This is a genomic window from Stutzerimonas chloritidismutans (genome assembly GCF_020783375.1).
Classification (GTDB): Bacteria; Pseudomonadota; Gammaproteobacteria; order Pseudomonadales; family Pseudomonadaceae; genus Stutzerimonas; species Stutzerimonas kunmingensis.
In genome coordinates, this window is sequence record NZ_CP086067.1 from 2,015,988 (window position 1) to 2,036,473 (window position 20,486).

Sequence of the window (20,486 nt, forward strand, 5' to 3'; positions counted from 1 at the left end):
CCGCTGTGCCAGGCGTTCCAATTTGGCCGCAAAGCTAGCACTGGCGCTGGCTGACGCGATCCAAGTCGTCCACGGTTGGTGCGGTCTGTCGCACCTGGACCGTTGCACGGCTGCGACAACTGTCGCGTCTTGGCGACAGCGGAAAGGCGCACCCAGGCCGCGCGATCACCACCTGTATGCGGAGCGGCGATTCAGAAGGCACTGCCGGAACAGCAGGACAGCGGGCTGAGGGCTGTTTCGGGGGCATGAATGGTAAACGGTGAAGTCGTCCGGCTCGCTTGGCATGTGCGTTGCCTTGATGACGCTAAGGGAGGATTTCCCGCTTCCGGTCGTTTCTGTAGTTTGAAATACGTGTGCCGGAGCGCTGGGCTCCAAGGCTGCCCAATCGCGTCCTCTGGTCAGGCTCTTTTCAACAGAGGTCGGTGACAGCATCGTCACTCAATAACAACAAGGCTCAATCATGCATCGACTACTGCTCGCCGGATCGCTCTCGTTGGTATCCGGTTCACTGCTCGCCCAGACGAGCGAGCCGCTCACGCTCGATCCCCTGTGGGTGAGTTCGCCTCGAGCGGAATCCGACTGGTTTACCTTGCCGATGGCGGTGTCCGCCGTCGACGCGCAGGACCATCCGGGCGAGCAGTTGCTCAGCCTCGACAGCCTGCTGGGGCCCGTTCCGGGCGCGCTTTCGCAGAGCCGCTACAACCTGGCACAGGGCATGCGCCTGTCGATTCGCGGCTTCGGTTCCCGTTCCAGTTTTGGCGTGCGCGGCGTGCGGGTGCTGGTCGACGGGGTGCCCTTGACGATGCCTGACGGGCAGACCGAAATGGACGGCCTCGATACCTCGCTGGTCGAGCGCATCGAGGTGATTCGTGGTCCCTCGTCGACCATCTACGGCAATGCCGCCGGTGGCGTTCTGGCGATTCAGACGCGACAGCCAGGGGACTCGCCGCGCACTCAGGTCGAGGTGACAGGCGGCGAACTGGGCTATCGCCGGATGCGCGCGGAAACCAGTGGCAGCACCGGAGCATTGGGCGCCTTGCTGGCGGTCAACGCAACGCAACTCGACGGCTACCGCAGCCACGGGACGGCCGAAACCAACCACCTCACCGGCAAGCTGCGCTGGCAGGGGCAGGGTGGCACGCTCGGTTTCACCCTGCATGCGATCGATAACCGGGCCGAAGACCCCGGTGGGCTGACCCTGGACCAGGTCCGGGCTGATCGTTCCCAGGCGCGGCCACAAAGCCTTCAGTTCGATTCAGACGAGACCGTCCAGCAGCAACGCCTTTCGTTGGTTTGGGATGGTAAGGCCGCAGGCGACGATACTTACCAGCTGCGCGGTTATTACGGCCAGCGGGAGTTCAGCAACCGCCTCCCGTTGCGCTCCAATGGTCAGACAGCCTACGACCGATGGTTCGCCGGGGTGGGTGCCCAGCGTACCTTTCACCGTGAGCTGGCGGGCTTGCCCCATCAGTTGACCGTCGGCGTGGATCTGGAGAGTCAGCGGGATGATCGCTCTCGCAACGACAACCTGCCTGGCGGCATCACCGGCGTCCTTACCCAACGTCAGCGCGAAACGGCAGACAGCCGGGGTGTGTTTATCGAGGACCAGGTGAACCTGGGCGATGCCTGGTTGCTTACCGCAGGCCTGCGCTATGACAGCGTGCGGCTCGAGGCCAAAGACCGCTACCTGAGCGACGGCGATGCCTCGGGGGAGCGCAACCTGGAGGACTGGAACTACAGCCTGGGCCTGAGCCGGCAGCTGGATGTCCATCATGTGGCGTACGTGCGTTACGCGACCTCGTTCGAGACGCCAACGATCAACGAAATGGCCAATCCAACCGGAGGCGGCTTCAATCCATCGCTCGGCGCGGCGCAGTCGGTCAACCGCGAAATAGGCATTAAGGGTGAGCACCCCGGGCTGCGCTACGAAGCGGTGCTCTACAGCATGCGCATCGAAGACGAGTTGGTCCCCGAAGTCGACGGGCGCACCTTCTACACAAACGCGGGCCGCTCCAGCCGCGACGGTGTGGAGCTCAGCGGGGACTGGTTGCTGGGGCGATTTTGGCGATTGACCGGGGCGTGGGCCTACAACCGCTATCGTTTCGAGCAATTCCAGGGCAACGACGGCAACCGCATTCCGGGGATACCACATCAGAGCCTCTTCGCTGAGGTCAGCTACGACCGTGACGACTGGTATGCACGGGTCAACGTCAATGCCTATGGCCGCCAATACGCGGACAACGCCAACCTCGATCGTGTGCCTGGCTATGCGGTAACCAACGCCCGCCTGGGCTGGCGGCTGCAGTGGGGGGATCAACGGTGGGAGCCCTACATCGGTATCGACAACCTGTTAGATCGTGACTACTACGACAACCTGCGTATCAACGACAACTTCGGCCGCTACTACGAGCCTGCCCCCGGCCGCACGATCTACGCCGGGGCGAAGCTGACGTTCGAATGACAACCAGCGAGTGTCGCGATGCGCTGTGGTTTAGTGCGTCAAAGATAAGTGTCTCCTGGGTCGCGATGGGGCCCGCACGCTCGAAGCGAAGCACGCCAGCGTCAATCGGCTCGCCCGGCTGGCGCTCCTTCCACAGCCACGCTCATACCTCTCAGTCGGCTACCCTCGAACGCCGCTCTTCCAACTTTTGCTCGATGCGTCTCCACGCTCCGCGAAGTCCAAAACGCAGGTGGGAGAACCGGGTCCGGTCGCGCATGCGGCGTAACCAAAAAGCCGGACGAGCCCGCAGGTTGCTGTCGAGTATCGGCGAGCCAAGGGCTGTCAATTGCCGTCCATATGGGTGGGATGGGGCCTGCAGATACGAGTGGCAGACGGGTGATAACTCGAAGAAAAGTACTGCTGAACACCATTGCCAGTGACCGCGACACCTTCCTTCTGCAGCCTTCAGCTTAGCGCCCCGGTTGCATCCTGCCGCCCAGCCACTTGCAACGAGCGAAGTAAGTCCCGTTTCTTCGCGCGATGCTCCCGCATGCGGCGCAGCACGTCATTGAGGGTTGTCACCGCCTTAAGAATGTATGGCCCCTTGTTGAGCATTACGCACTCAGCACGAACGCTCATGGCTGCATCGGTAATTTCTGAGCGCGCCGGGGCTCCCTTCTTAGCCAGGCTTTCAAGAACCTGGGTTGCCCATATCACTGGTACATGGGCTGCCTCACACAGGCACAGCATCTCTTCCTGAATTTCGGCCAAACGTTCGAAACCGGTCTCTACGGCCAGGTCGCCCCGGGCGATCATGACGCCAAATCGTGGCAATCGCATGCCGGCGAGCAGCATCTTGGGCAGGTTTTCGAACCCGGCACGGGTTTCGATTTTCAGCACTACTCCAAGATGCGTCGCGTCCAGTCGTTCCAAATGATCAATCAATTCAATCACGTCTTCGGCGCTGTTTGCGAAGGACATTTGAACGATATCGGCGTGTTTCGCCGCGAACGCCAGTGTTTCAATATCGTCCTCGGTCGGTGCTCGGACTGGGAGGGCGTTGTCTGGGAAGTTGATGCCCTTGTCACTTGCCAGCTTGGCGCAGCCGCTTGCATGTGCGACTTGGGTGACACGCAAGATCAGCGCCTCGGCCGACGCTTTCTCCACCCGCGCGCCGATCTTGCCATCGTCGAACCAAACAGGGTCGCCCGCTGCGACCGCCGCCAATACGTGCGGTAGTGTGCAGCCTATCCTTGCGGTCTCGGCATTGTCGTTGCTCGGTGGATCGATAGGTTGGTCGTCAGCGGTCAGCGCCAACAGGTCGCCAACCCGCAGGGTCAAATGCTGCTCGCGCGGCGGCAAGCCTGTAACGCGCATTCGTCCCAGTGTCTTGCCTGCCCGACGCTGTTTGATCTGCCTGCCGGCTGTGAAGTAGGCCGTTTTCTTCAGCTCCGCCAGGCACCCCTCCTCATCAGACGCGATGACCTTCATCTTTCGTTTCGAGCCGCGCGCATCGCGCAGCCTAAGCGTATCGCCTGCACGGACTGCCAGCGCTTTATCGCTTGTAACCATAAAACAAGCGTCGGTATCGGACTCGTTTATGGCTGCATTCGTCCATGTAATACGAACGTGGGCGGGGCTGATGACTTGCCCATAGCAATCACGCGTGGGCCGTACCTTTTTTACACCTGGCGCCGTTGCGATAGGGCCTGTGCGTAACTTGGGCCCAGCGAGATCGAGCGCTACCTTGCATTCGCGCCCAAGCGCTTTCTCCGCTGCACGAACATGCTCGATCATCGCACGCCAGCTGTCTGGGTCATCGTGTGCGCAGTTGATGCGTGCGCAATCCATGCCTTCCTTGATCAACGCTTCGATGAGGTCGCGGTTGTGCGCCGCTTCAGAGGGGAGGGTGACCATGATTCGAACCGAGCGCGTGCCACGGGCCTTTCCAAACAGCGCGTCGGCGTGAGCCGCCAATAGACGCTCACCCTCGTGGAGACCACGGTCACGGGCCTTGGGCTCTTGGGTATTCGGCTCTTCGAGCCGCTGCAACACGCCCATCACCGATGTCACAGCTGCGAGTATTGCCGCCTCGGCGCGGCCCAAGGACGACAAACCGATCTCGGCAAGCTGCGCTTGTAACTCGCGCAGGTCATGGCGACGAAGACATAGGTACTGCAGCAGGTTCTCGGCGCTTTGCCTGTAGCACTCATGAACCTGGATATTTTTCAGCGATGCCAGGCAGGCGTCGCTCGTCATCTCGTTACGTAGCCGTTCGAGTTGCACGCGTAATGGATTGAAATCCAAGGCCGCAGAGGGCGGGGGCAGTGCCTTTTTCGACATCGAAATCTCCAGAGAGCCTGCGGTCCGAACGGCCGCTACCGGTATACACTGACCTGATGCAGGTTGGACCTGTTTCATGACAGCCGACCAGTGGGTCGTCCTAGAAAGCAGCACACGAGGTGTCGACCTGTAGCCGAGAGCACCTTGGCCTATTCAACGTTTCAGACAGCAGCGGAGTGACTGGGCCTAGAATCGCTGCCGGTAAGGGTGGCTTGAGCTGGAGCTACGGGCGTCTCCAAACTGCTTGTGTCCCACGCAGAATGAGCCAAGCCAATAGCGCGGCCAGCACGTCATCCAAAACGATACCCAAGCCACCACCAATGGTTTCGACGAAGTCAATAGGTGGCGGTTTGGTGATATCGAAAAGTCTATACAGTGCGAATCCGCCACCGAGTAGCCAACATCGATGGGTTGTGACCGCTCCCAAAAAAACCAGTGGAAGAGCGAAGTACTCGTCGGCAACGATCTGCGGGGCATCGCCGCCTCCAAGCCAGTGCGAGGCCCAGTGACACAACGGAACGCCAACCGCCAGCAGCGCGGTGATGACCAGCAGTTGTCTTGTCAGCGGCTGCCCCCAGAGCCACCACGCCAGTGGTATCCCCAGCAGTGATCCGAAGGTACCGGGCATCCAGGGCGATGATCCCAGCCCAAAACCAGTGGCAATCAATAAAACGACTTGCTCAAAGATCAATTGTCGAACCTCAACGGTGACCATTTGGCATTGCGCGAGAAAGGCCTCGCAACATCTGGCATGAAATCGATTCGACCGCTAGGTATCGAACATCGCTCAAAATGAGCGCTTTTTACTCCTGAGCTACAACTGCGGTGACCTGATACGGCGGTGTGGTCGGCTCGCCGGCTTATCACGACGTTGCGTCTGCTCGCGAGAAATGCGGTGCATAGATAATTAAGGACCTTCGGTGTTTGCAATTGACAAGCTATTGCTGCTGGCAGCAGTACTGATCCTGTTCGGTGTGCTCTCCAGCAAACTGTCGGCCCGTCTGGGGCTGCCGGTGCTCGTGTTGTTCCTGATCACCGGCATGCTTGCAGGTGAGAACGGTATCGGCGGGATCGTTTTTGATAATGCCGTTGCCGCGCATGCCCTCGGCACCCTGGCTTTGGCGCTTATCCTTTTTGACGGCGGCCTGCAAACGCCCGTTTCGTCCATAAGGAAGGTCTGGAAGCCAGCCTCTCTGCTGGCAACAGTTGGGGTACTCGCAACGGCCGCAATCGCGGGGCTCGCAGCTGCCTGGATGCTTGAGCTTCCAGTTCTGGAAGGCATGTTGCTGGGTGCGATCATCGGCTCGACCGATGCTGCAGCCGTATTTTCTCTCTTGCGAAACGCCGGAATTCACATCAATCAGCGGCTCAAGTCGGTGCTGGAGATCGAAAGCGCGTCCAACGACCCCATGGCCATCTTCCTGACGGTGGGCTTGTTGGAGGTGCTGGTCAACGGCATGCCACTGGGCTGGGGGCTGCTCCAGTTGTTTCTAATGCAGATGGGGATAGGTGCGCTGGTCGGGCTTGGTGTCGGATGGTCGATACTCAAGTTGCTGAGCAGGATAAAATTGGTCGCGACCGGCCTGTATCCAGTGCTTGTTGCAGCCGGCGGATTGCTTGCCTATGGAGTATCCGCGAATCTGGGCGGCAGCGGATTTCTGGCGATCTTCGTCGCTGGCGTGATGATCGGAAACCAGAAGTTCGTTTTCCAGCGCAGCACCTTCCTGTTCATGGATGGCCTGGCATGGCTTAGCCAGATCACGATGTTCGTGGTCCTCGGCCTGCTCGTCGATCCGGTTTCGCTGCTCGATGTCTGGGTCGAGGGGTTGGTGATTGCACTGGTCCTGGTGTTGCTGGCCAGGCCGTTGGCCGTCGCACCAATGCTTGCGCTTTTTGGATTCAATCTCAGGGAGACGGCACTTGTTTCCTGGGTAGGCCTACGTGGTTCGGTGCCGATCATCCTGGCAATCTTCCCGTTGCTTTTCGGACTGCCTAATGCGCCCCTGATCTTCAATGTTGTGTTCTTCGTGGTTCTGCTATCGGCGACAGTGCAGGGTTCTACGCTCCCGCTCGTCGCGCGCAAGCTGGGGCTGACGGAGAAGCCACCGGCGGCGCCCGCCGCGACTCTCGAAATCTCGTCACTCCACGATGTCGACGCGGAAATCGTCGAATACACGCTTGGTAACGATGCGAGAGCCGCCGGCCGTTTGCTCTCGCAGATGGCGTTGCCCGAAGGCGTAGTCGTGGCGATGATCACGCGAGGGTCGGCCGTCATACCGCCTCGAGGGTCGACCAGGCTTGAAGCCGGTGATCATCTGTTTGTCGTGCTCAAGCCGAACAACCAGCCATTCGTTGACTGCGTATTCTCTCAGGCCGTAGAGGCATCCAGAACGGACCTGCCGAGCCTTGAGCTTAGGCTCAAGGGCAGCACCAAGGTCGAGGACGTATGGAATTCCTATGGCATCGAACTGGAAGCCGAGTCGGAGCAAACGCTCGACCACGTAATGAAGCATGCCCTAGACGGCCGTGCAGCCCAGGGCGCCGAGCTCATGTCCGGCTCTGCCTTGCTTACGGTACGCGAGGAGATGCTGGGCCGCATTACGACCGTTGGCATCCAAGCAATGCCTGCCAGCCGTTCGTAACTGCCTTCGGGCGAAGCGGGAGCGAGTGCAAGCATTACGCCTTGTGCTTGGTACCCTTCGTGTCCGGGCGCGAGTGACGAAGGGTGAGCAGGGTGTTGGGGTTGTTGTAGTCGGTTGTTCTGGCTGCACGATCTCGATCGGCGGCGCGCAGGTCAAGCACGACGCCTGCGCCGACCACGCCGACGCTTAGCACGGCGCAAAGAACCATTATGGGTGTGTTCATGAACGTCTCGCAGAATGGAAGGTGATCGGCGACTAAATTGGGGGCGTCTCGCTGGCTTTTCAACGCCTTGGAGTCGCCCCGCGAGATGTTCAAGGATACGTTGCCCCGCATCGCTTGCATGCGATCCGATGGGATCGGCGTAGGTCAGAAACGTGCAGGCCACCCATCTCCAGGGGCGCGCTGCAGGTGGGGCACCGCCAGAGCCAAACCTTTAACAGGTACACCAGTAAGCCGATTCCAAACGCCACCCCGGCCTCCACGATGCCGAACGCCTCGCTTTCATGAGTGGTGTAAGCGAGTACTGCAAAGCCAGTCAGCACAACGAGCGTCGATGCGAGGCTGAACTGTCGCCTGCGGCGCTCAAAGGCTCGTGCGGTGTCTTCCCTGAAATGTATTTTCATTCGCGTGTCTTTCGTCGGCTTGCTCGCTCGTCCTGCTACACCAAGACGCGAAGCTTATTTAGAACAAAATAATTGCACTTAAAGCGCAACGCTATTCATTGGTTTTAATTCTTCCCGTAAGGCACGCTCTTGGGCTCCGAATTGGCCAAGAGGATGGACGGTGTTCTTCACAAAAACAACGCGCAACGCGCCGACGCGCTTGTGACCACCGTGTCCGAGGGTCACGCTCTTCCGTGCCAACAGTGCGTCATGTCCGGCATCTGTCTGCCATCGGTGCTTGCCGTTGACGATCTTCCTACCGATCAAACTCGGTTGCGTACGCTGACGTTGGCGAAGGGACAGGTCCTGTTCGAAGCAGGCCAACAGGCAACCAGCCTTTATGTGGTTCGGTCCGGGACGATTGGCACGACGAGCCCGAACCACTATGGGGTCCAACAGATACTTTTCTTCAGCCTGGGCGGTGATCTGGTCGGGGCGTCAGCACTTCATGAGGACGAGTACCAGACGAGCGCTCGAGCAGTGCAGCGTACCGCTTTGTGTGAGTTCCCCAAGGAATTACTGCTCCAATCGAGCGAAGGCAATGGCGGCCTCGTCCGCTTCTTGCGCCGTGCTCTTAGCAAGGAGCTGAATAGCATTCGCTGTGCTCGGCTCCAGCTCGCCACGCCCCGGGCCGACACACGGGTGGCGAGCTTCGTGGCTTGGTACGCAAGCGCATTGGCCGAGCGTCGCCTGGCGGCCAACCGGTTCCATTTACCCATGTCCCGGGTCGAGATAGCGAATCATCTTGGACTCGCGGTCGAATCGGTCTCGCGAGCCCTTGCCGATCTTCGCGCCGAGGACGTGCTCGAAACACACGGACGGGAAGTTCAGATCCTCGACTCTCGCCGGCTGCGCGAGCTTGCGTGCAGCAAGCAGTTCCGCCGTCCCGCAGGCGCGTCCGCGTCTCAAAACTGCGCAGCCTCGGCCGGTTGACAGAGGGGGGCTTGCGCCCCCTTCTTGATTAGACGAGCCCGCACTCGGCCAGTGACGTCGACGCATGGCCAGCCACGATTACATGGTCGAGGGTGCGCACCTCGACGAGGTCGAGCGCCTGCTTTAGGCGTCTGGTAAGCGCCTTGTCCGCTTCGCTAGGCTCGGGATGTCCGCTTGGATGATTGTGCGAGAAGATTATTGCCGCTGCGTTGAGGCGCAGGGCCTCCTTCACCACTTCGCGGGGGTACACCGAGGCCGTGTCGATCGTGCCGCGAAACAGTTCGACGTACTCGATCAGCCGATGCCGGTTGTCCAGGAACAGGGCAGCAAACATCTCATGTTCGAAACCTGCGAGCTTGGTCTGCAGGAAGGTCTTGACGGTCTCTGGCGACGTGAACGCGGCGCCTCGCTTCATCTTCACGTCGATGGCTCGCCGAGCGGCGTCGAGGATCTGTTCAGGGGTTGCCGGTACATAACGGCCCGCATCGTCTCGAACCAGCAGAATGGATTCGGCGGAAGAAATGACGTTCGACATGTCGGTGCTCCGGTTGCTCGGGCGAGATTGCCCGGAACCGACCCGGCACGGCGCAGCGCAAGCAGTCAGGGGGCGAAGCCGGCGCCAGCCGCGAAAACGCGACGCGGGTGAAGCCCTTGACGGCGAGCACGCCGTGACAAGGTGAAGGAAAACAGCAAGGCCGCCCCATTAACTCTCTGGCACGATGTGACAGGCAGCGATGCAAGCTGAGCGCGAAGGCTTTGCGCCTATCATCGGCCGTGGCCGCACCCGTGGTTTGAGTCGTCCAGAACGCGGACAAAAAAAGCGCCCCTTCGGGCGCCCAATGCTCCTCACTGGTTTGTGAAGAGCAAGCAGTGCGGGGTCGTTACACCCCGCGCAAACCGTAGCGCACATGGCCCAACGCATGCGGAACTGGATCACGAAAAAGCGCCCTGGATTGCCAGGGCGCCTTGGCGTCATTCGGTCTTGCTTCGGCTCCACATCAATACGTGGGAGCCTTCGGATCCTTCCAGCAGCCGTGCGTATACGGTGGCGGGGAAAGCCGGATCATCGAGCGTCACCGACAGGTAGGGGCGATCGTTCTGGCTGAGCTTCTGCCATGCGGCCCCGATCTCGACCCCGCCCGAGGTGAGGATGCGAAAGTCGGGCGCATTGGCTGTGCTTTTGTCGTTGGGCACGAAGGCGACCTTCGCTTTGAGCGTCAGGGTTTGCAGCGTGCCGGTGAAGCCGTCGTTGAGGGTGGTAAAGGTGCCGATGTTGGCCATGGTGTTTCTCCTTTCGGACTGAGGGCCGCGCCTATCGCGTCCTCGTTGTGATCCGGTCGGTGGGAGAGGGCGGGCCGCACTGCCTGCAGCCGTAACGCAGAGAAGGACCGCAGGGACCTAACAATTTGCGTCGCGAGGAAGCCGGGCACCGGCGGGGAAATTGTTTGGTTCCGCGGTTGTGGCCAAAGAGGCCGAGCCCTCCAGGATTCACTACGAGCAGAGGACGCTGGCCGGCTCTCTGGCAGAGGGGCAGACACCAGGCTTAATCGATGACCCTGCGCAAGACGACCATTCGCATGGTGCGCACTTTATGAGCCATTGCGATGTCGCCGTCCCTGCCATGTGGAATGCCGTGCGCGATGAGTCGACGAGGCGCCACGGTGCGGGATCGTCGGGGCAAATGGCCGAGGGACCTTGATCGATATGCTCCGCCACGATCGATGTTCCTGCCACCCACTGGAGCGCAGACGGGCCAGGCTGGCCGCAACGTGGCGTGCAAGTGGAAGATTGCGGCGCAAAAAAAGGCCCCAGCGGGGCCTCTTTTGCGGTCGCTCTATCAGCGAACCCTGAATCGATTGACCAGAGCCGTCAGGCGAGCGTTGGTGCCAAGCAGGGCTTCCGTGCTTCGGTCGACGCTCACGCCGCTTTCGACCAGCTCGTCAACCACATGCCGCACGGCGACCATGTTTCGATTGATCTCCTCGGCGACGGCGCTTTGCTCTTCGGCCGCAGTGGCGATCTGGGTGCTGAGATCATTGATGTGAACGACCGAGTTGGTCATCTCATCAAGTCCAACAGTGACCTGAGCTGTTTTGTCTGCAGTCGCCTGGCAACTGGCCTTGGTTTGTTCCATCGCCTGAACGGCAGAGCCGACCGCATCCTTCAGGCGTTGCAAGGTTTCATTGATTTCGGACGTGCTCTGTTGAGTGCGTGCGGCAAGCGCGCGGACTTCGTCGGCGACGACCGCAAAGCCACGGCCCTGCTCGCCGGCTCGTGCTGCCTCGATCGCCGCATTGAGTGCAAGCAGGTTGGTCTGCCCAGCGATGTCACCAATGACGCCCAGTACATCGTTGATGCGCTGGGCGTCGGCCTGCATCGCCTGGACCTTCGCCGTCGCGCTTTCCACCTCGCTGACCAGGGAACGCACGCTGCTCGAAGCGTCCTCGACGACCAGGCGGGAGGAGACCGCATTGTGGTTGGCCGTCTGGGTGAACGTCGCCGTATCGCTGGCACTGTGTGCAACCGATTCGGCAGTCGAGCTCATTTCGTTGATCGCGGTAACGGCCTGGTCGGTTTCCGAGGCGTGCCGGGCCAGCGCGTCATTGGTGGTACGGGACAGGTGCTTGAGCTGCGCGATCTCGGACTGGATCTGCGTTGTGGCGTCACTTACGTCGATCATCATCTTCTGCAGGTAGCCGATGAATCCATTGACTGAGCGTCCGACCTGATCGACTTCGTCCTCGCCCTTGATAGCGATACGCTTGGTCAGGTCTGCGTCGCCTGCGGACAAGGAATCGATGTTTGTCTTCAGAGCACCAAGTCGCTTCATCAGCTGGTTGATCGCGACAAGCATGAAAGCGAGCAGGATGAGCACCATCGGGATCTGCAGGGATGCAAGCGTCCTGAGCATCGCATCGCTTCGTGCCTCAAGCTTGGCCGTCGGCAGGGCGGCGGCTAGGAACCAGGGGGTACCTTCGACAGGCGTCATGAAGAAGCTGAACTCTTCGCCGGTCTTGCTCGTGAATACCTCCCGTCGCAACGCTTGCGACGGGCTGGCGAGCGCCTTCTGTACGGTCGCGATGAAGGGCGACTGTACGGACATCTCGGAAACGTTGCGCAGCACCATGTCCGAGCCAAGTTGCGGCTGGTTGCTGAGAATCTTGCCGTCGGCCTCGACGATCATGACCTCGCCTTCGATCTCGTCCTGCTTTTCGGCAACCAGGCGGTTGAAGAAACCGAGGGTCAGGTCGATCGTCGACACGCCCCAGGGAGAGCCGTCCTTATAGATAGTCATCGCGCAATTGGTACGCGGCTCAGCACTGGCGTCATCCTTGTAGGCCGCTGCCCACACACATTTGCCGCGCGGTGCCTGCATGCCGCCTCGGTGCCAAGGCTCCTCGAAATAGTTACGCGATTCGGTCGAGTTCCAGTGGGTATTGACGATCAGTTGCCCGGACGCGCCCCGGTGATAGAAGGTGCTGTGCTTGGCGCGCCCCGGCGTGCGGACGTCGGGGAGCGGCCAGATACCGCCGCCGAAGACCTTGACGTCACCGTACTGGTCGACGAGACCAGGCAGGACTCGGTCGATCTCGTCACTGTCGAGCATCGGAACGGTCTGGGTGATGCTGCGTGCTTGCGCTTCGACCCGTGCCAGTTCCATCGCGATGTGTTCGCCGATCTCGGTGACTTGCGACATGACGATGGTTTCGCCTGCCTCTATAAGCTGTGGGGTAACGAAGCGCTTGATGCCCAGCATCGTGAGCAACATCACCAAGAGAACGAAGCCGATGAAGGCGGCTGTGTAGCGAGCTTTGATAGTGCGAAGAGAAAACATGGGAGCCTAAACCTCTAGACAGCCGACCCAACACTGGGCGTGGCGATGACACGCTATCGGCTTGTTGACCGATTAGTTAAGAAATCGGCGACTGGTGGTCGTTGGGTTCAAGGCAGGTCGCAGCCAATCCATATAAATAGAAGTAAAGGGCTCAGCTGCGAGCAGATGGTGTGGTGGGAGTTTTGCGGGGATCCGGGGAGCATCTCCAATGGAGTATGGCGCTTGTTGCAGTAGGGCGCCCTGCGATTATCCGCTGGCGAGCTAGTTTGCGAGTTGAAACAGGCGCGGCTGATCAACTAGCGTGGTCGGCTCTCCTACCGGCCCCGCTCCAATATGCCCGAATTGGTTGAGCGCGTTCAGCGTAACGGCCAGCATTTAGCCGAGGTGCCAATGGCACCGTGTCGTTACAAGCAATCGGTGCCCAAGGCAATGGCGAACACTCCCTCTCCCTCGTTAGTGGCCATTTCCCCGCGAATTCTGCGAGCCGGCGCAGCACATGCGTATCTGGGCATGTGCCGCGGCGAGTTCAACAGGACCGTACGCCCCTTCATTCGCGAGTTTCCCATCGGGGTCCAGGGCGTTGGCTTCGATCGCCTCGAGCTCGACGCCTGGGCAGACGCCTATATCGCCAAAGCCAGCATTGAAAAGAGCGGTGCGCAGGGGGAAGATCGGCCCTGCAGTAGGCGCCGTGGAGGACAACCATGGCGAAAAGAACAATCAGCGGTCTCTACCAACGCAACGGCGTCTGGTACATCGACAAGATCTACCGAGGTCAGCGCATTCGAGAAAGCACTGGCTCAAGTGACCGGAAGGAGGCGGAGCAATATCTGATACATCGCCTGGAGCAGCTGAGGCAACAGCACATCTATGGCGTTAGAAGGGTAAGAACCTGGCGTGAAGCGGCTACGCGCTATCTGGTGGAGTACAAGGACCAGCCATCAATAGGATTGACGGCGTTGTATCTCGAGCAGCTCGATCCCTACATTGGTGATCGACCGGTCGACCACATCGACGACGAGGCACTCGCACCCTACGTGAAGGACAGGCTCGCCGGTCGCCTGCGCGGATCCCCCGGAAAAGGCAGAAGCGTGGCGCCGCGAACCATAAACATCGCGTTGGAACGAGTCATACGGGTGCTGAATCTCTGCGCGCGCAAGTGGCGTGATGAAGCGAGACGTCCCTGGCTCGACACTGTCCCGATGATCACGCGGCTGGACCTCAGGCGCTCGACGCGTCAGCCCCATCCGCTGTCGTGGGAGGAGCAGAGCCTGCTGTTCGCAGAGCTGCCCGATCACTTGAGGAGGATGGCGCTTTACAAGGTCAACAGCGGCTCCCGGGAGCAGGAAGTGGTCAAGCTACGCTGGGACTGGGAGATCCCTGTACCGGAGCTCGGAACCAGCGTTTTCCTTATCCCGGCCAATTTTGGCGGAAGACACGAAAACGCGGGCGTGAAGAATGGCGACGAGCGCCTGATCGTGCTGAATCGGGTCGCCAAATCGGTCATCGAGGGGCAACGCGGACTGGACCCATTATGGGTGTTTCCCTACGGTCAGCCCGACAAGGATGGCAACGCCACTCCGATGCACCGCATGAACGACTCGGCGTGGCGCAAGGCAAGGAAGCGGGCGGCCGCAATGTACGAGCAGCGCGTCAAGCGAACGGCACCGGTGGGTTTTGCGTCGATCCGCGTGCATGACCTGAAGCACACGTTCGGTCGCAGGCTTCGCGCCGCCGGCGTGACGGAGGAAGACAGGAAGGTCCTGTTGGGCCACAAGAACGGCAGCATCACCAGCCACTACTCGGCGGCCGAACTGGGCAAGCTGATCGATGAGGCCAACAAGATTTCGGCGACGGATTCGAGGGGACCGGCGCTGACGATACTGAGGAGGAAGGCAGGATGAAAAAAGTCCCCCCAAAAGTCCCCACATCGATGAGCGTGGGCAGGGCAAAAAAAATCCAGTCACCGTTAAGTAACTGGATTTTCTAGGGATTTTTGGTCGGGACGGAGTGATTCGAACACTCGACCCCTTGCACCCCATGCAAGTGCGCTACCAGGCTGCGCTACGCCCCGACTGTCGCCATCAGCACTGCTGAAAGCGGATAGAACTATACATTAAGCATATGAAAATGTGAAAGTTTTTTAAGGGCCGTATCGACACCGATCCATATGGCTTGAAAGCACTCTTGATTCTTCGCTTCCTTGCTTTGCTCCAGCCGGAATCGTTCATGTGATCATCGGGACGTCCCATACCGTTCAGTACGGCCAAACCTTCCCAGCGAGTCTCGACCTCGGTGTTGTCGTGACGTCCGCTGGAATCTGGCGGGAAAAGGGCAGCTGGTTCACGCGCGGAAATCGGCTTCCAATCTCGGCAAAGCCGCTCCTGCGCACGATCACTGAAAGTCGCGGCTACGCACATCGATCCCGATAAGCAGGGGCGTGAGGTCGCTCAGGCGGCCTGCAATGACATGGCGAACGCCGCTGGCGGATTCCAGGTGGCCGTCGATGCGAAGCAATTGGGACTGGATCAACGGCCGCCTCTGGCGCTCGGCCAGGTCGCGCCAGACCACCACGTTGACCATGCCGAATTCGTCTTCCAAGGTGACGAAGATGACACCGCTGGCGGTCTGTGGGCGTTGTCGTCCGATCACCAGGCCTGCAACGCTGACCGGGCGGCCATGCTCGATCATGGCCAGTTCCCGTGAGCTCTGGCAGCGCCTGGCCTTGAGCTCATTTCGCAGCAGGGTCAGCGGATGCGGCCCCAGCGTAGTGCCGAGGGTCGCGTAGTCGTTGAAAAGGTCTTCACTCACCGAAGGCAGCGGCAGGTAGATGGGTGTTTCCTCCATAGCGGGCAGGCCGTCAAACAGGGGTAACTGTGGTTCGATCCCTGCAACGGCCCAGCGCGCACGATGCCGATGACCGGCCAGACCGCGCAGGACCCCGGCATCGGCGAGCTGCTCGCGTGCGCGCGGTTCGAGCTCGGCGCGACGGCACAGGTCATGGATGTCCATGAATGGCTGACGTTGGCGTGCGGCTTCGATGCGCAGGGCATCGGCTTCCCGAAAGCCGCGCACCATGCGTAGCCCTAGGCGGATTGCCGGTTGCTCTTGGCTGCATGGCTCAAGACTGCAATCCCAGCCGCTGTGGCCAACGTCCACCGGGCGGATTTCCAGCCGGTGGCGACGGGCGTCCTGGAGAATCTGGTCAGGGTTGTAGAAACCCATCGGCCAGCTGTTGATCAGCGCGCAGGCAAATGCCGCCGGCTCGTGGCGTTTCAGCCAGCTGCTGGCATAGGTGAGCAGCGCGAAACTCGCCGCGTGCGATTCGGGAAAGCCGTAGCTGCCGAACCCTTTGATCTGTTCGAAGATCCGCGCGATGAAGTCGGGCTGGTAGCCTTTGGCAAGCATTCGCTCGGTCAGCCGCACGCGGTGGGGCTCAAGGCTGCCGTGGCGTTTCCAGGCGGCCATGGCACGGCGCAGCTTGTCGGCCTCGTCTGGTGTGTACTCGGCCGCCACGATCGCCAGTTCCATCACCTGCTCCTGAAACAGCGGTACGCCAAGGGTACGCGCGAACACCGGTTTTAGTTCCTCGGAGGGGTAATCCACCTCCTCTTCACCATTACGTCGACGCAGGTACGGATGCACCATGTCGCCCTGGATTGGCCCGGGGCGGACGATGGCGACCTGGATGACCAGGTCGTAGAAGGTCTTCGGGCGCAGGCGCGGCAGCATGGCCATCTGCGCCCGCGACTCGATCTGGAAGACGCCGATGGTGTCGGCCTGGCTGATCATGTCGTAGGTGGGTTTGTCCTCCGCGGGCAGCGTGGCGATGGTCCAGCGCGTACCGCGATAATGCTCGATCAGGTCGAAACAACGTCGTATCGCGCTGAGCATGCCCAGGGCCAGCACGTCGACCTTGAGCAGACCGACTGCGTCGAGATCGTCCTTGTCCCATTGAATCACCGTGCGGTCGGCCATGCTGGCATTCTCGATTGGCACCAGGGTATCGAGTGGCTGCTCGGAGATCACGAAGCCGCCAGGGTGCTGGGAAAGGTGGCGAGGAAATCCGATAAGCGCATCGGTCAGCACCAGAACCCGGCGCAGAACCGGATTGTCCGGGTCGAAGCCGGCCTCGCACAGCCGAGAATCGTCGGGTATGTGTTCACTCCAGCGCCCGCAGCAGCTGGCCAAGGCGTTGATCTGGTCCGGCGGCAGGCCCAGCGCCTTGGCGACATCCCGCAGGGCGCCGGTTGCGCGGTAGCTGCTGGCGACGGCGGTGAGGGCGGCGCGATTGCGCCCATAGCGCTGAAAGACGTACTGGATGACTTCCTCGCGCCGGTCGTGCTCGAAGTCCACGTCGATATCGGGTGGCTCGTTGCGTTCGCGGGATAGGAAGCGCTCGAACAACAGTTTGCTGCGCACCGGGTCGAGCTCGGTGATACCCAGCACGAAACAGACGCTTGAGTTGGCCGCCGAGCCTCGACCCTGACAGAGAATGCCCCGTTCGCGGGCGAAGCGGACTATGTCGTGCACGGTCAGGAAATAGCTTTCGTAATGCAGGTCGGCGATCAGCTCGAGCTCATGTTCGAGCTGCGCGCGGGCCTTTTCCGTGATGCCGTCCGGCCAGCGCCAGCTTGCGCCATCCTCGACCAGCTTGCGCAACCATGAGGTGGTGTCATGTCCGGGCGGGACCAGCTCGTGGGGATATTGATACTTCAGCTGGTCGAGCTGGAAATGGCAGCGCTGACTGATGCGAAGGGTTTCAGCGAGCAGCTCGGCTGGATAGAGCTGGGCCAGTTCGATGATCGATCTGAGGTGCCGTTCGCCATTGGCAAATAGGTGGCATCCTGCTTCGGCCACTGGCAGATGGTGGCGGATGGCGGTCATGCAGTCCTGCAATGCCCGACGACCGCGGGCATGCATGTGCACATCGCCGCAGGCCACCGCGGGTATGCCCAGGCGTGAGGCCTGCGCCAGGCTTTGCCGCAGCTGCAGCGCGTCGTCCGGCCCCCGATGCAGTTCGATGCCGAGCCACAGCCGCTCGGGAAAACGCTCGCGCAGCCACTGGCCTTCGGCATCGACGCCGGTGTGGGCGGGCAGCCAGATTGCCAGCAGACCCTCTAGTGGCCACTCGCTAAGGTCTTCGCGCAGCGCCTGGTAACGGCCTTTCTCGGCTCGTCGGCGGGCACGGGTTATCAATTGGCAGAGTGCCTGGTAGCCGGTCAAGTTTTCCACCAGCAAGATCAGCTTGGGCCCGCCCTCGAACTGCACCTCGCTGCCAATGATCAGCGGCAGGCCGGTGTCCTTCGAGGCCTGCCAGGCGCGCACGATACCGGCCAGGCTGCATTCGTCGGTGATCGCCAGAGCGTCATAGCCCTGGCGTTTGGCGCGTTCGAAGAGTTCGCTCGCGCTGGATGCACCCCGCTGGAAGCTGAAGTTGGACAGACAGTGCAGCTCGGCATATTCGGCGTTCATGCGAACCAGCCGTGCAGCAGCAGGGGGCCTCCGGCGAGGGCGCGAAACGCCCAACCCTGTTGGCCGGTAGCGGTTTGCACCCGGTAGTAGTCGCGTCGCGCGTCGGCACCATCCCACCAGCCGGACTCGATGCGCTCGGGGCCGGTCAGGGTGAGCAGACCCTCTTCGCGCAATGGTTGCGGGGTACTCAGCAGCCAGCCGGGGCGCAACCCCACGTGAGGCAATGGTTCGGTGCGGGCGAGGCTGCTTTCCCGCCAGGCATATTCGGGACGGTGGTCCGCTCGTGCGCTCAGCGAGACCACGGCATCGTCGCCCAGTCGGGCGCGGAGGCGTTCGCGCAGTTGCTCCCAGGGCACATTCTGCTGCGGGCGCTCGTCGAACAAGGCCTGATGGGCCGGCGTGAAGGCTGGCAGATCACGAGCCAGCAGACGCACGGCCAGGACGGGGGCCGGCAGTTGCAGATGCTCGAGGCGGCCACGGGTCAGTTCGAACAGCATGGCGGGCTCGCGTTCGGTACTGAGTAGGCCGACCGCTACCTCGCTGTCGGGCAGGGTGCGATGTTCCAGGTACAGGCTGAAACGCTGGACGCCGCTGTCCCGCCCGGCGAGAAAGGCGGCCAGGTCGGCGGTCAGTCTGCGCAATGGAAACAGCAGAGCCTGATGGGACTCGACCTCGAAATTCAGTTCGATGCGGGTGTCGAAGACATCCGGTGGACGGTAGAACTCCAGAGGCAGCGGCCGATGTCCGAGCAGGGTGTCGAGCTGGGCCAGCACTTCTTCCGGAAAGCGTCTGGCCAGGCTGTCGCGCGGCAGGGCGAGCAGTTGATGAAGATGGCGCAGGCCCATGCGTACCAGCGATGTGCTGACTTCTCGGGGCAGGCCGAGGCGCTCGATCGGCAGTACCCCGAGCGCCTGATGCAGCGTGGCTGTATCGGTCACGGCCAGCCCGTCATGGGCATTGGCGAGGATGCGCGCGGCCGCCGGGTTGGGCGCCAGGGTGATGCGGTGGCGGAAGCCCAGAGCCGTGAGCTCCTTGCGTAGACGCGTCTCGAATCGTGGCCAGGGGCCGAACAGGCCGAGGCTGGAATGCACCTCCAACAGCAGGCAGCGCGGGTAGTGCAGGCTGACCTGGGCGCTGTAGCCGTAACCCCAGGCCGCCAGAAACCGCTGCCAGCGTTCGATCATCAGCTGGTCGTAATCGGCGGTGGCGAAGTCGTGGGTCAATGCCTGGGCTGCGATCAGCGATTGCCCTGGCTTGAGGCCAAGCTTGCGGGCGGCTGCGTTGACGGCCTGCAGCACGCGGCGCTGTGGCGGGCCGGCGAGCAGGGCCAGCGGCGCGGCGGCATCGTCGCGGTGGCGCAAAACGCCGTCCATGGCCAGTTGCGGCAGCAGAATGCAGGCCCAAAGCATCGTCACGCCTGTTGCCAGGCGCTGGCCGGGAGCGCCTGTCCTGGAGCCAGGCCGCCGCGGCACTTGATGACACGTAGCTGCGCCGGCTGGGCCTCGATGGTCAGGCGTAGTGCCGCCGGTGATGGGTTATTTGCTTCACGCAGTGACCGATAGACGAAGCCCAGGGTTTGGCCGGATTCAGCAGCAATCTGCAAGCGCCTTAAGGCACGGTCATCAGCTTGTTGCGGCCAGCACAGCACGGCGGCACAACTGCCGGAACGTAGGCATTGTTCTGCAGCCCACAGCGCATCGCGGCCCTTTGCCTGGATGATGGTCAGCCACTGCAGGTCTACACCCGCGGCCAGCCAGGCCTGGGGGTAAGGTCGATGAGGGGGCGTTATCAGCACCACCCGCTCGCCGGCGGTGGTCAGTCGTGCAAGGGTCGGCCACAGCAGATTCAGCTCGCCGATGCCCGTGGCCGCGACGAGGAACTCGCTGATGGCCGACTCCGGCCAGCCGCCGCCGGGCAGGAACTCATCCAGTGTGGCATTTCCGGTCGGCTGAACGGCCGTGCGAGACGTTATGGCCTGGCCACGCCAGACGCGACGTGTATCCAGCAGGCTATCGAGGGCGACCACTGCGGTCATGAAGAGGCATCCAAAATAACTGTATATAGATACAGTATTTGGCCTGCCGCGAGTTGGTCAAGCACGACGCGATGAGTGAGCGCGACACTTCATCTGTTCGAGCGCATGCTCTCTCCGTGGAAG

At 61.4% G+C, this 20,486-nt stretch carries 14 protein-coding genes and 1 tRNA gene; 5 read left to right on the forward strand and 10 right to left on the reverse strand.

Annotated elements, in window-relative coordinates:
* Nucleotides 1–460: 460 nt before the first annotated feature.
* Nucleotides 461–2,461: a TonB-dependent receptor family protein gene (locus tag LLJ08_RS09455; RefSeq protein ID WP_228208804.1), complete on the forward strand. Its 2,001-nt coding sequence runs from the start codon at nt 461–463 to the stop codon at nt 2,459–2,461.
* 444 nt (nt 2,462–2,905) lie between these two features.
* Here the strand turns inward: LLJ08_RS09455 and LLJ08_RS09460 are convergent, their stop codons facing one another.
* Complete coding sequence (locus tag LLJ08_RS09460) at nt 2,906–4,783, reverse strand: pyruvate kinase (RefSeq protein ID WP_228208805.1); 1,878 nt, start codon at nt 4,781–4,783, stop codon at nt 2,906–2,908.
* A gap of 223 nt (nt 4,784–5,006) precedes the next feature.
* A complete protein-coding gene (locus LLJ08_RS09465) occupies nt 5,007–5,498 on the reverse strand; it encodes a phosphatidylglycerophosphatase A family protein (protein WP_228208806.1) in 492 nt (163 codons plus the stop codon).
* 205 nt (nt 5,499–5,703) lie between these two features.
* Here LLJ08_RS09465 and LLJ08_RS09470 point away from each other — a divergent pair, with 205 nt between their 5' ends.
* Nucleotides 5,704–7,425, forward strand: a complete 1,722-nt coding sequence (locus LLJ08_RS09470) for a potassium/proton antiporter (protein WP_228208807.1) — start codon at nt 5,704–5,706, stop codon at nt 7,423–7,425.
* Between the two features lie 34 nt (nt 7,426–7,459).
* Here LLJ08_RS09470 and LLJ08_RS09475 read toward each other — a convergent pair whose 3' ends face one another.
* Nucleotides 7,460–7,648, reverse strand: a complete 189-nt coding sequence (locus LLJ08_RS09475; RefSeq protein ID WP_125842915.1) for a hypothetical protein — start codon at nt 7,646–7,648, stop codon at nt 7,460–7,462.
* A gap of 650 nt (nt 7,649–8,298) precedes the next feature.
* Between LLJ08_RS09475 and LLJ08_RS09480 the strand changes: the two genes are divergently transcribed.
* Nucleotides 8,299–9,021: a helix-turn-helix domain-containing protein gene (locus LLJ08_RS09480; protein WP_172883044.1), complete on the forward strand. Its 723-nt coding sequence runs from the start codon at nt 8,299–8,301 to the stop codon at nt 9,019–9,021.
* Nucleotides 9,022–9,049: 28 nt separating this feature from the next.
* Here LLJ08_RS09480 and radC read toward each other — a convergent pair whose 3' ends face one another.
* Nucleotides 9,050–9,556 carry a RadC family protein gene (radC, locus tag LLJ08_RS09485; RefSeq protein WP_125868567.1) on the reverse strand — a complete coding sequence of 169 codons (507 nt, stop codon included), beginning with the start codon at nt 9,554–9,556 and terminating at the stop codon, nt 9,050–9,052.
* Between radC and LLJ08_RS09490 the strand changes: the two genes are divergently transcribed.
* Nucleotides 9,555–9,701, forward strand: a complete 147-nt coding sequence (locus LLJ08_RS09490; protein ID WP_256445924.1) for a hypothetical protein — start codon at nt 9,555–9,557, stop codon at nt 9,699–9,701. The genes radC and LLJ08_RS09490 overlap by 2 nt on opposite strands.
* 292 nt (nt 9,702–9,993) lie before the next feature.
* On the opposite strand, the gene LLJ08_RS09495 is transcribed toward LLJ08_RS09490, so the two are convergent.
* On the reverse strand, nt 9,994–10,302 hold the full coding sequence (locus LLJ08_RS09495) for a DUF736 domain-containing protein (protein WP_228208809.1): 309 nt from the start codon (nt 10,300–10,302) through the stop codon (nt 9,994–9,996).
* A 556-nt stretch (nt 10,303–10,858) separates the two neighbouring features.
* Nucleotides 10,859–12,856 (reverse strand): methyl-accepting chemotaxis protein, encoded by a 1,998-nt coding sequence (locus tag LLJ08_RS09500; RefSeq protein ID WP_228208810.1) that lies wholly within the window; start codon nt 12,854–12,856, stop codon nt 10,859–10,861.
* A gap of 701 nt (nt 12,857–13,557) precedes the next feature.
* On the opposite strand from LLJ08_RS09500, the gene LLJ08_RS09510 reads away from it, so the two are divergent.
* Nucleotides 13,558–14,757 (forward strand): tyrosine-type recombinase/integrase, encoded by a 1,200-nt coding sequence (locus LLJ08_RS09510; RefSeq protein ID WP_336512840.1) that lies wholly within the window; start codon nt 13,558–13,560, stop codon nt 14,755–14,757.
* 93 nt (nt 14,758–14,850) lie between these two features.
* Here the strand turns inward: LLJ08_RS09510 and LLJ08_RS09515 are convergent.
* From LLJ08_RS09515 to imuA, 4 genes are all read right to left on the reverse strand, one after another.
* A tRNA-Pro gene (locus tag LLJ08_RS09515) sits at nt 14,851–14,927 on the reverse strand.
* A 320-nt stretch (nt 14,928–15,247) separates the two neighbouring features.
* The gene (locus tag LLJ08_RS09520) at nt 15,248–18,328 is read right to left on the reverse strand and encodes an error-prone DNA polymerase (protein ID WP_228208811.1); all 3,081 of its coding nucleotides are present in this window, start codon (nt 18,326–18,328) and stop codon (nt 15,248–15,250) included.
* Nucleotides 18,325–19,737 carry a Y-family DNA polymerase gene (locus LLJ08_RS09525; RefSeq protein WP_228208812.1) on the reverse strand — a complete coding sequence of 471 codons (1,413 nt, stop codon included), beginning with the start codon at nt 19,735–19,737 and terminating at the stop codon, nt 18,325–18,327. Before LLJ08_RS09525 ends, LLJ08_RS09520 begins: the two co-directional genes overlap by 4 nt.
* Nucleotides 19,738–19,739: 2 nt before the next feature.
* Nucleotides 19,740–20,363, reverse strand: coding sequence for a translesion DNA synthesis-associated protein ImuA (gene imuA, locus LLJ08_RS09530; protein ID WP_228208813.1), 624 nt, complete (start codon nt 20,361–20,363; stop codon nt 19,740–19,742).
* Nucleotides 20,364–20,486: the final 123 nt, after the last annotated feature.

What these genes read in the sequence shown, in the direction of transcription:
- LLJ08_RS09490 (WP_256445924.1), top strand. Translation starts at nt 9,555, where the DNA reads ATGTCGGTGCTCCGGTTGCTCGGGCGAGATTGCCCGGAACCGACCCGG.
- LLJ08_RS09510 (WP_336512840.1), top strand. Translation starts at nt 13,558, where the DNA reads ATGGCGAAAAGAACAATCAGCGGTCTCTACCAACGCAACGGCGTCTGG.
- LLJ08_RS09480 (WP_172883044.1), top strand. Translation starts at nt 8,299, where the DNA reads ATGTCCGGCATCTGTCTGCCATCGGTGCTTGCCGTTGACGATCTTCCT.
- LLJ08_RS09460 (WP_228208805.1), bottom strand. Translation starts at nt 4,783, where the DNA reads ATGTCGAAAAAGGCACTGCCCCCGCCCTCTGCGGCCTTGGATTTCAAT.
- LLJ08_RS09525 (WP_228208812.1), bottom strand. Translation starts at nt 19,737, where the DNA reads ATGCTTTGGGCCTGCATTCTGCTGCCGCAACTGGCCATGGACGGCGTT.
- LLJ08_RS09465 (WP_228208806.1), bottom strand. Translation starts at nt 5,498, where the DNA reads ATGGTCACCGTTGAGGTTCGACAATTGATCTTTGAGCAAGTCGTTTTA.
- LLJ08_RS09520 (WP_228208811.1), bottom strand. Translation starts at nt 18,328, where the DNA reads ATGAACGCCGAATATGCCGAGCTGCACTGTCTGTCCAACTTCAGCTTC.
- LLJ08_RS09500 (WP_228208810.1), bottom strand. Translation starts at nt 12,856, where the DNA reads ATGTTTTCTCTTCGCACTATCAAAGCTCGCTACACAGCCGCCTTCATC.
- LLJ08_RS09475 (WP_125842915.1), bottom strand. Translation starts at nt 7,648, where the DNA reads ATGAACACACCCATAATGGTTCTTTGCGCCGTGCTAAGCGTCGGCGTG.
- LLJ08_RS09495 (WP_228208809.1), bottom strand. Translation starts at nt 10,302, where the DNA reads ATGGCCAACATCGGCACCTTTACCACCCTCAACGACGGCTTCACCGGC.
- imuA (WP_228208813.1), bottom strand. Translation starts at nt 20,363, where the DNA reads ATGACCGCAGTGGTCGCCCTCGATAGCCTGCTGGATACACGTCGCGTC.
- LLJ08_RS09455 (WP_228208804.1), top strand. Translation starts at nt 461, where the DNA reads ATGCATCGACTACTGCTCGCCGGATCGCTCTCGTTGGTATCCGGTTCA.
- radC (WP_125868567.1), bottom strand. Translation starts at nt 9,556, where the DNA reads ATGTCGAACGTCATTTCTTCCGCCGAATCCATTCTGCTGGTTCGAGAC.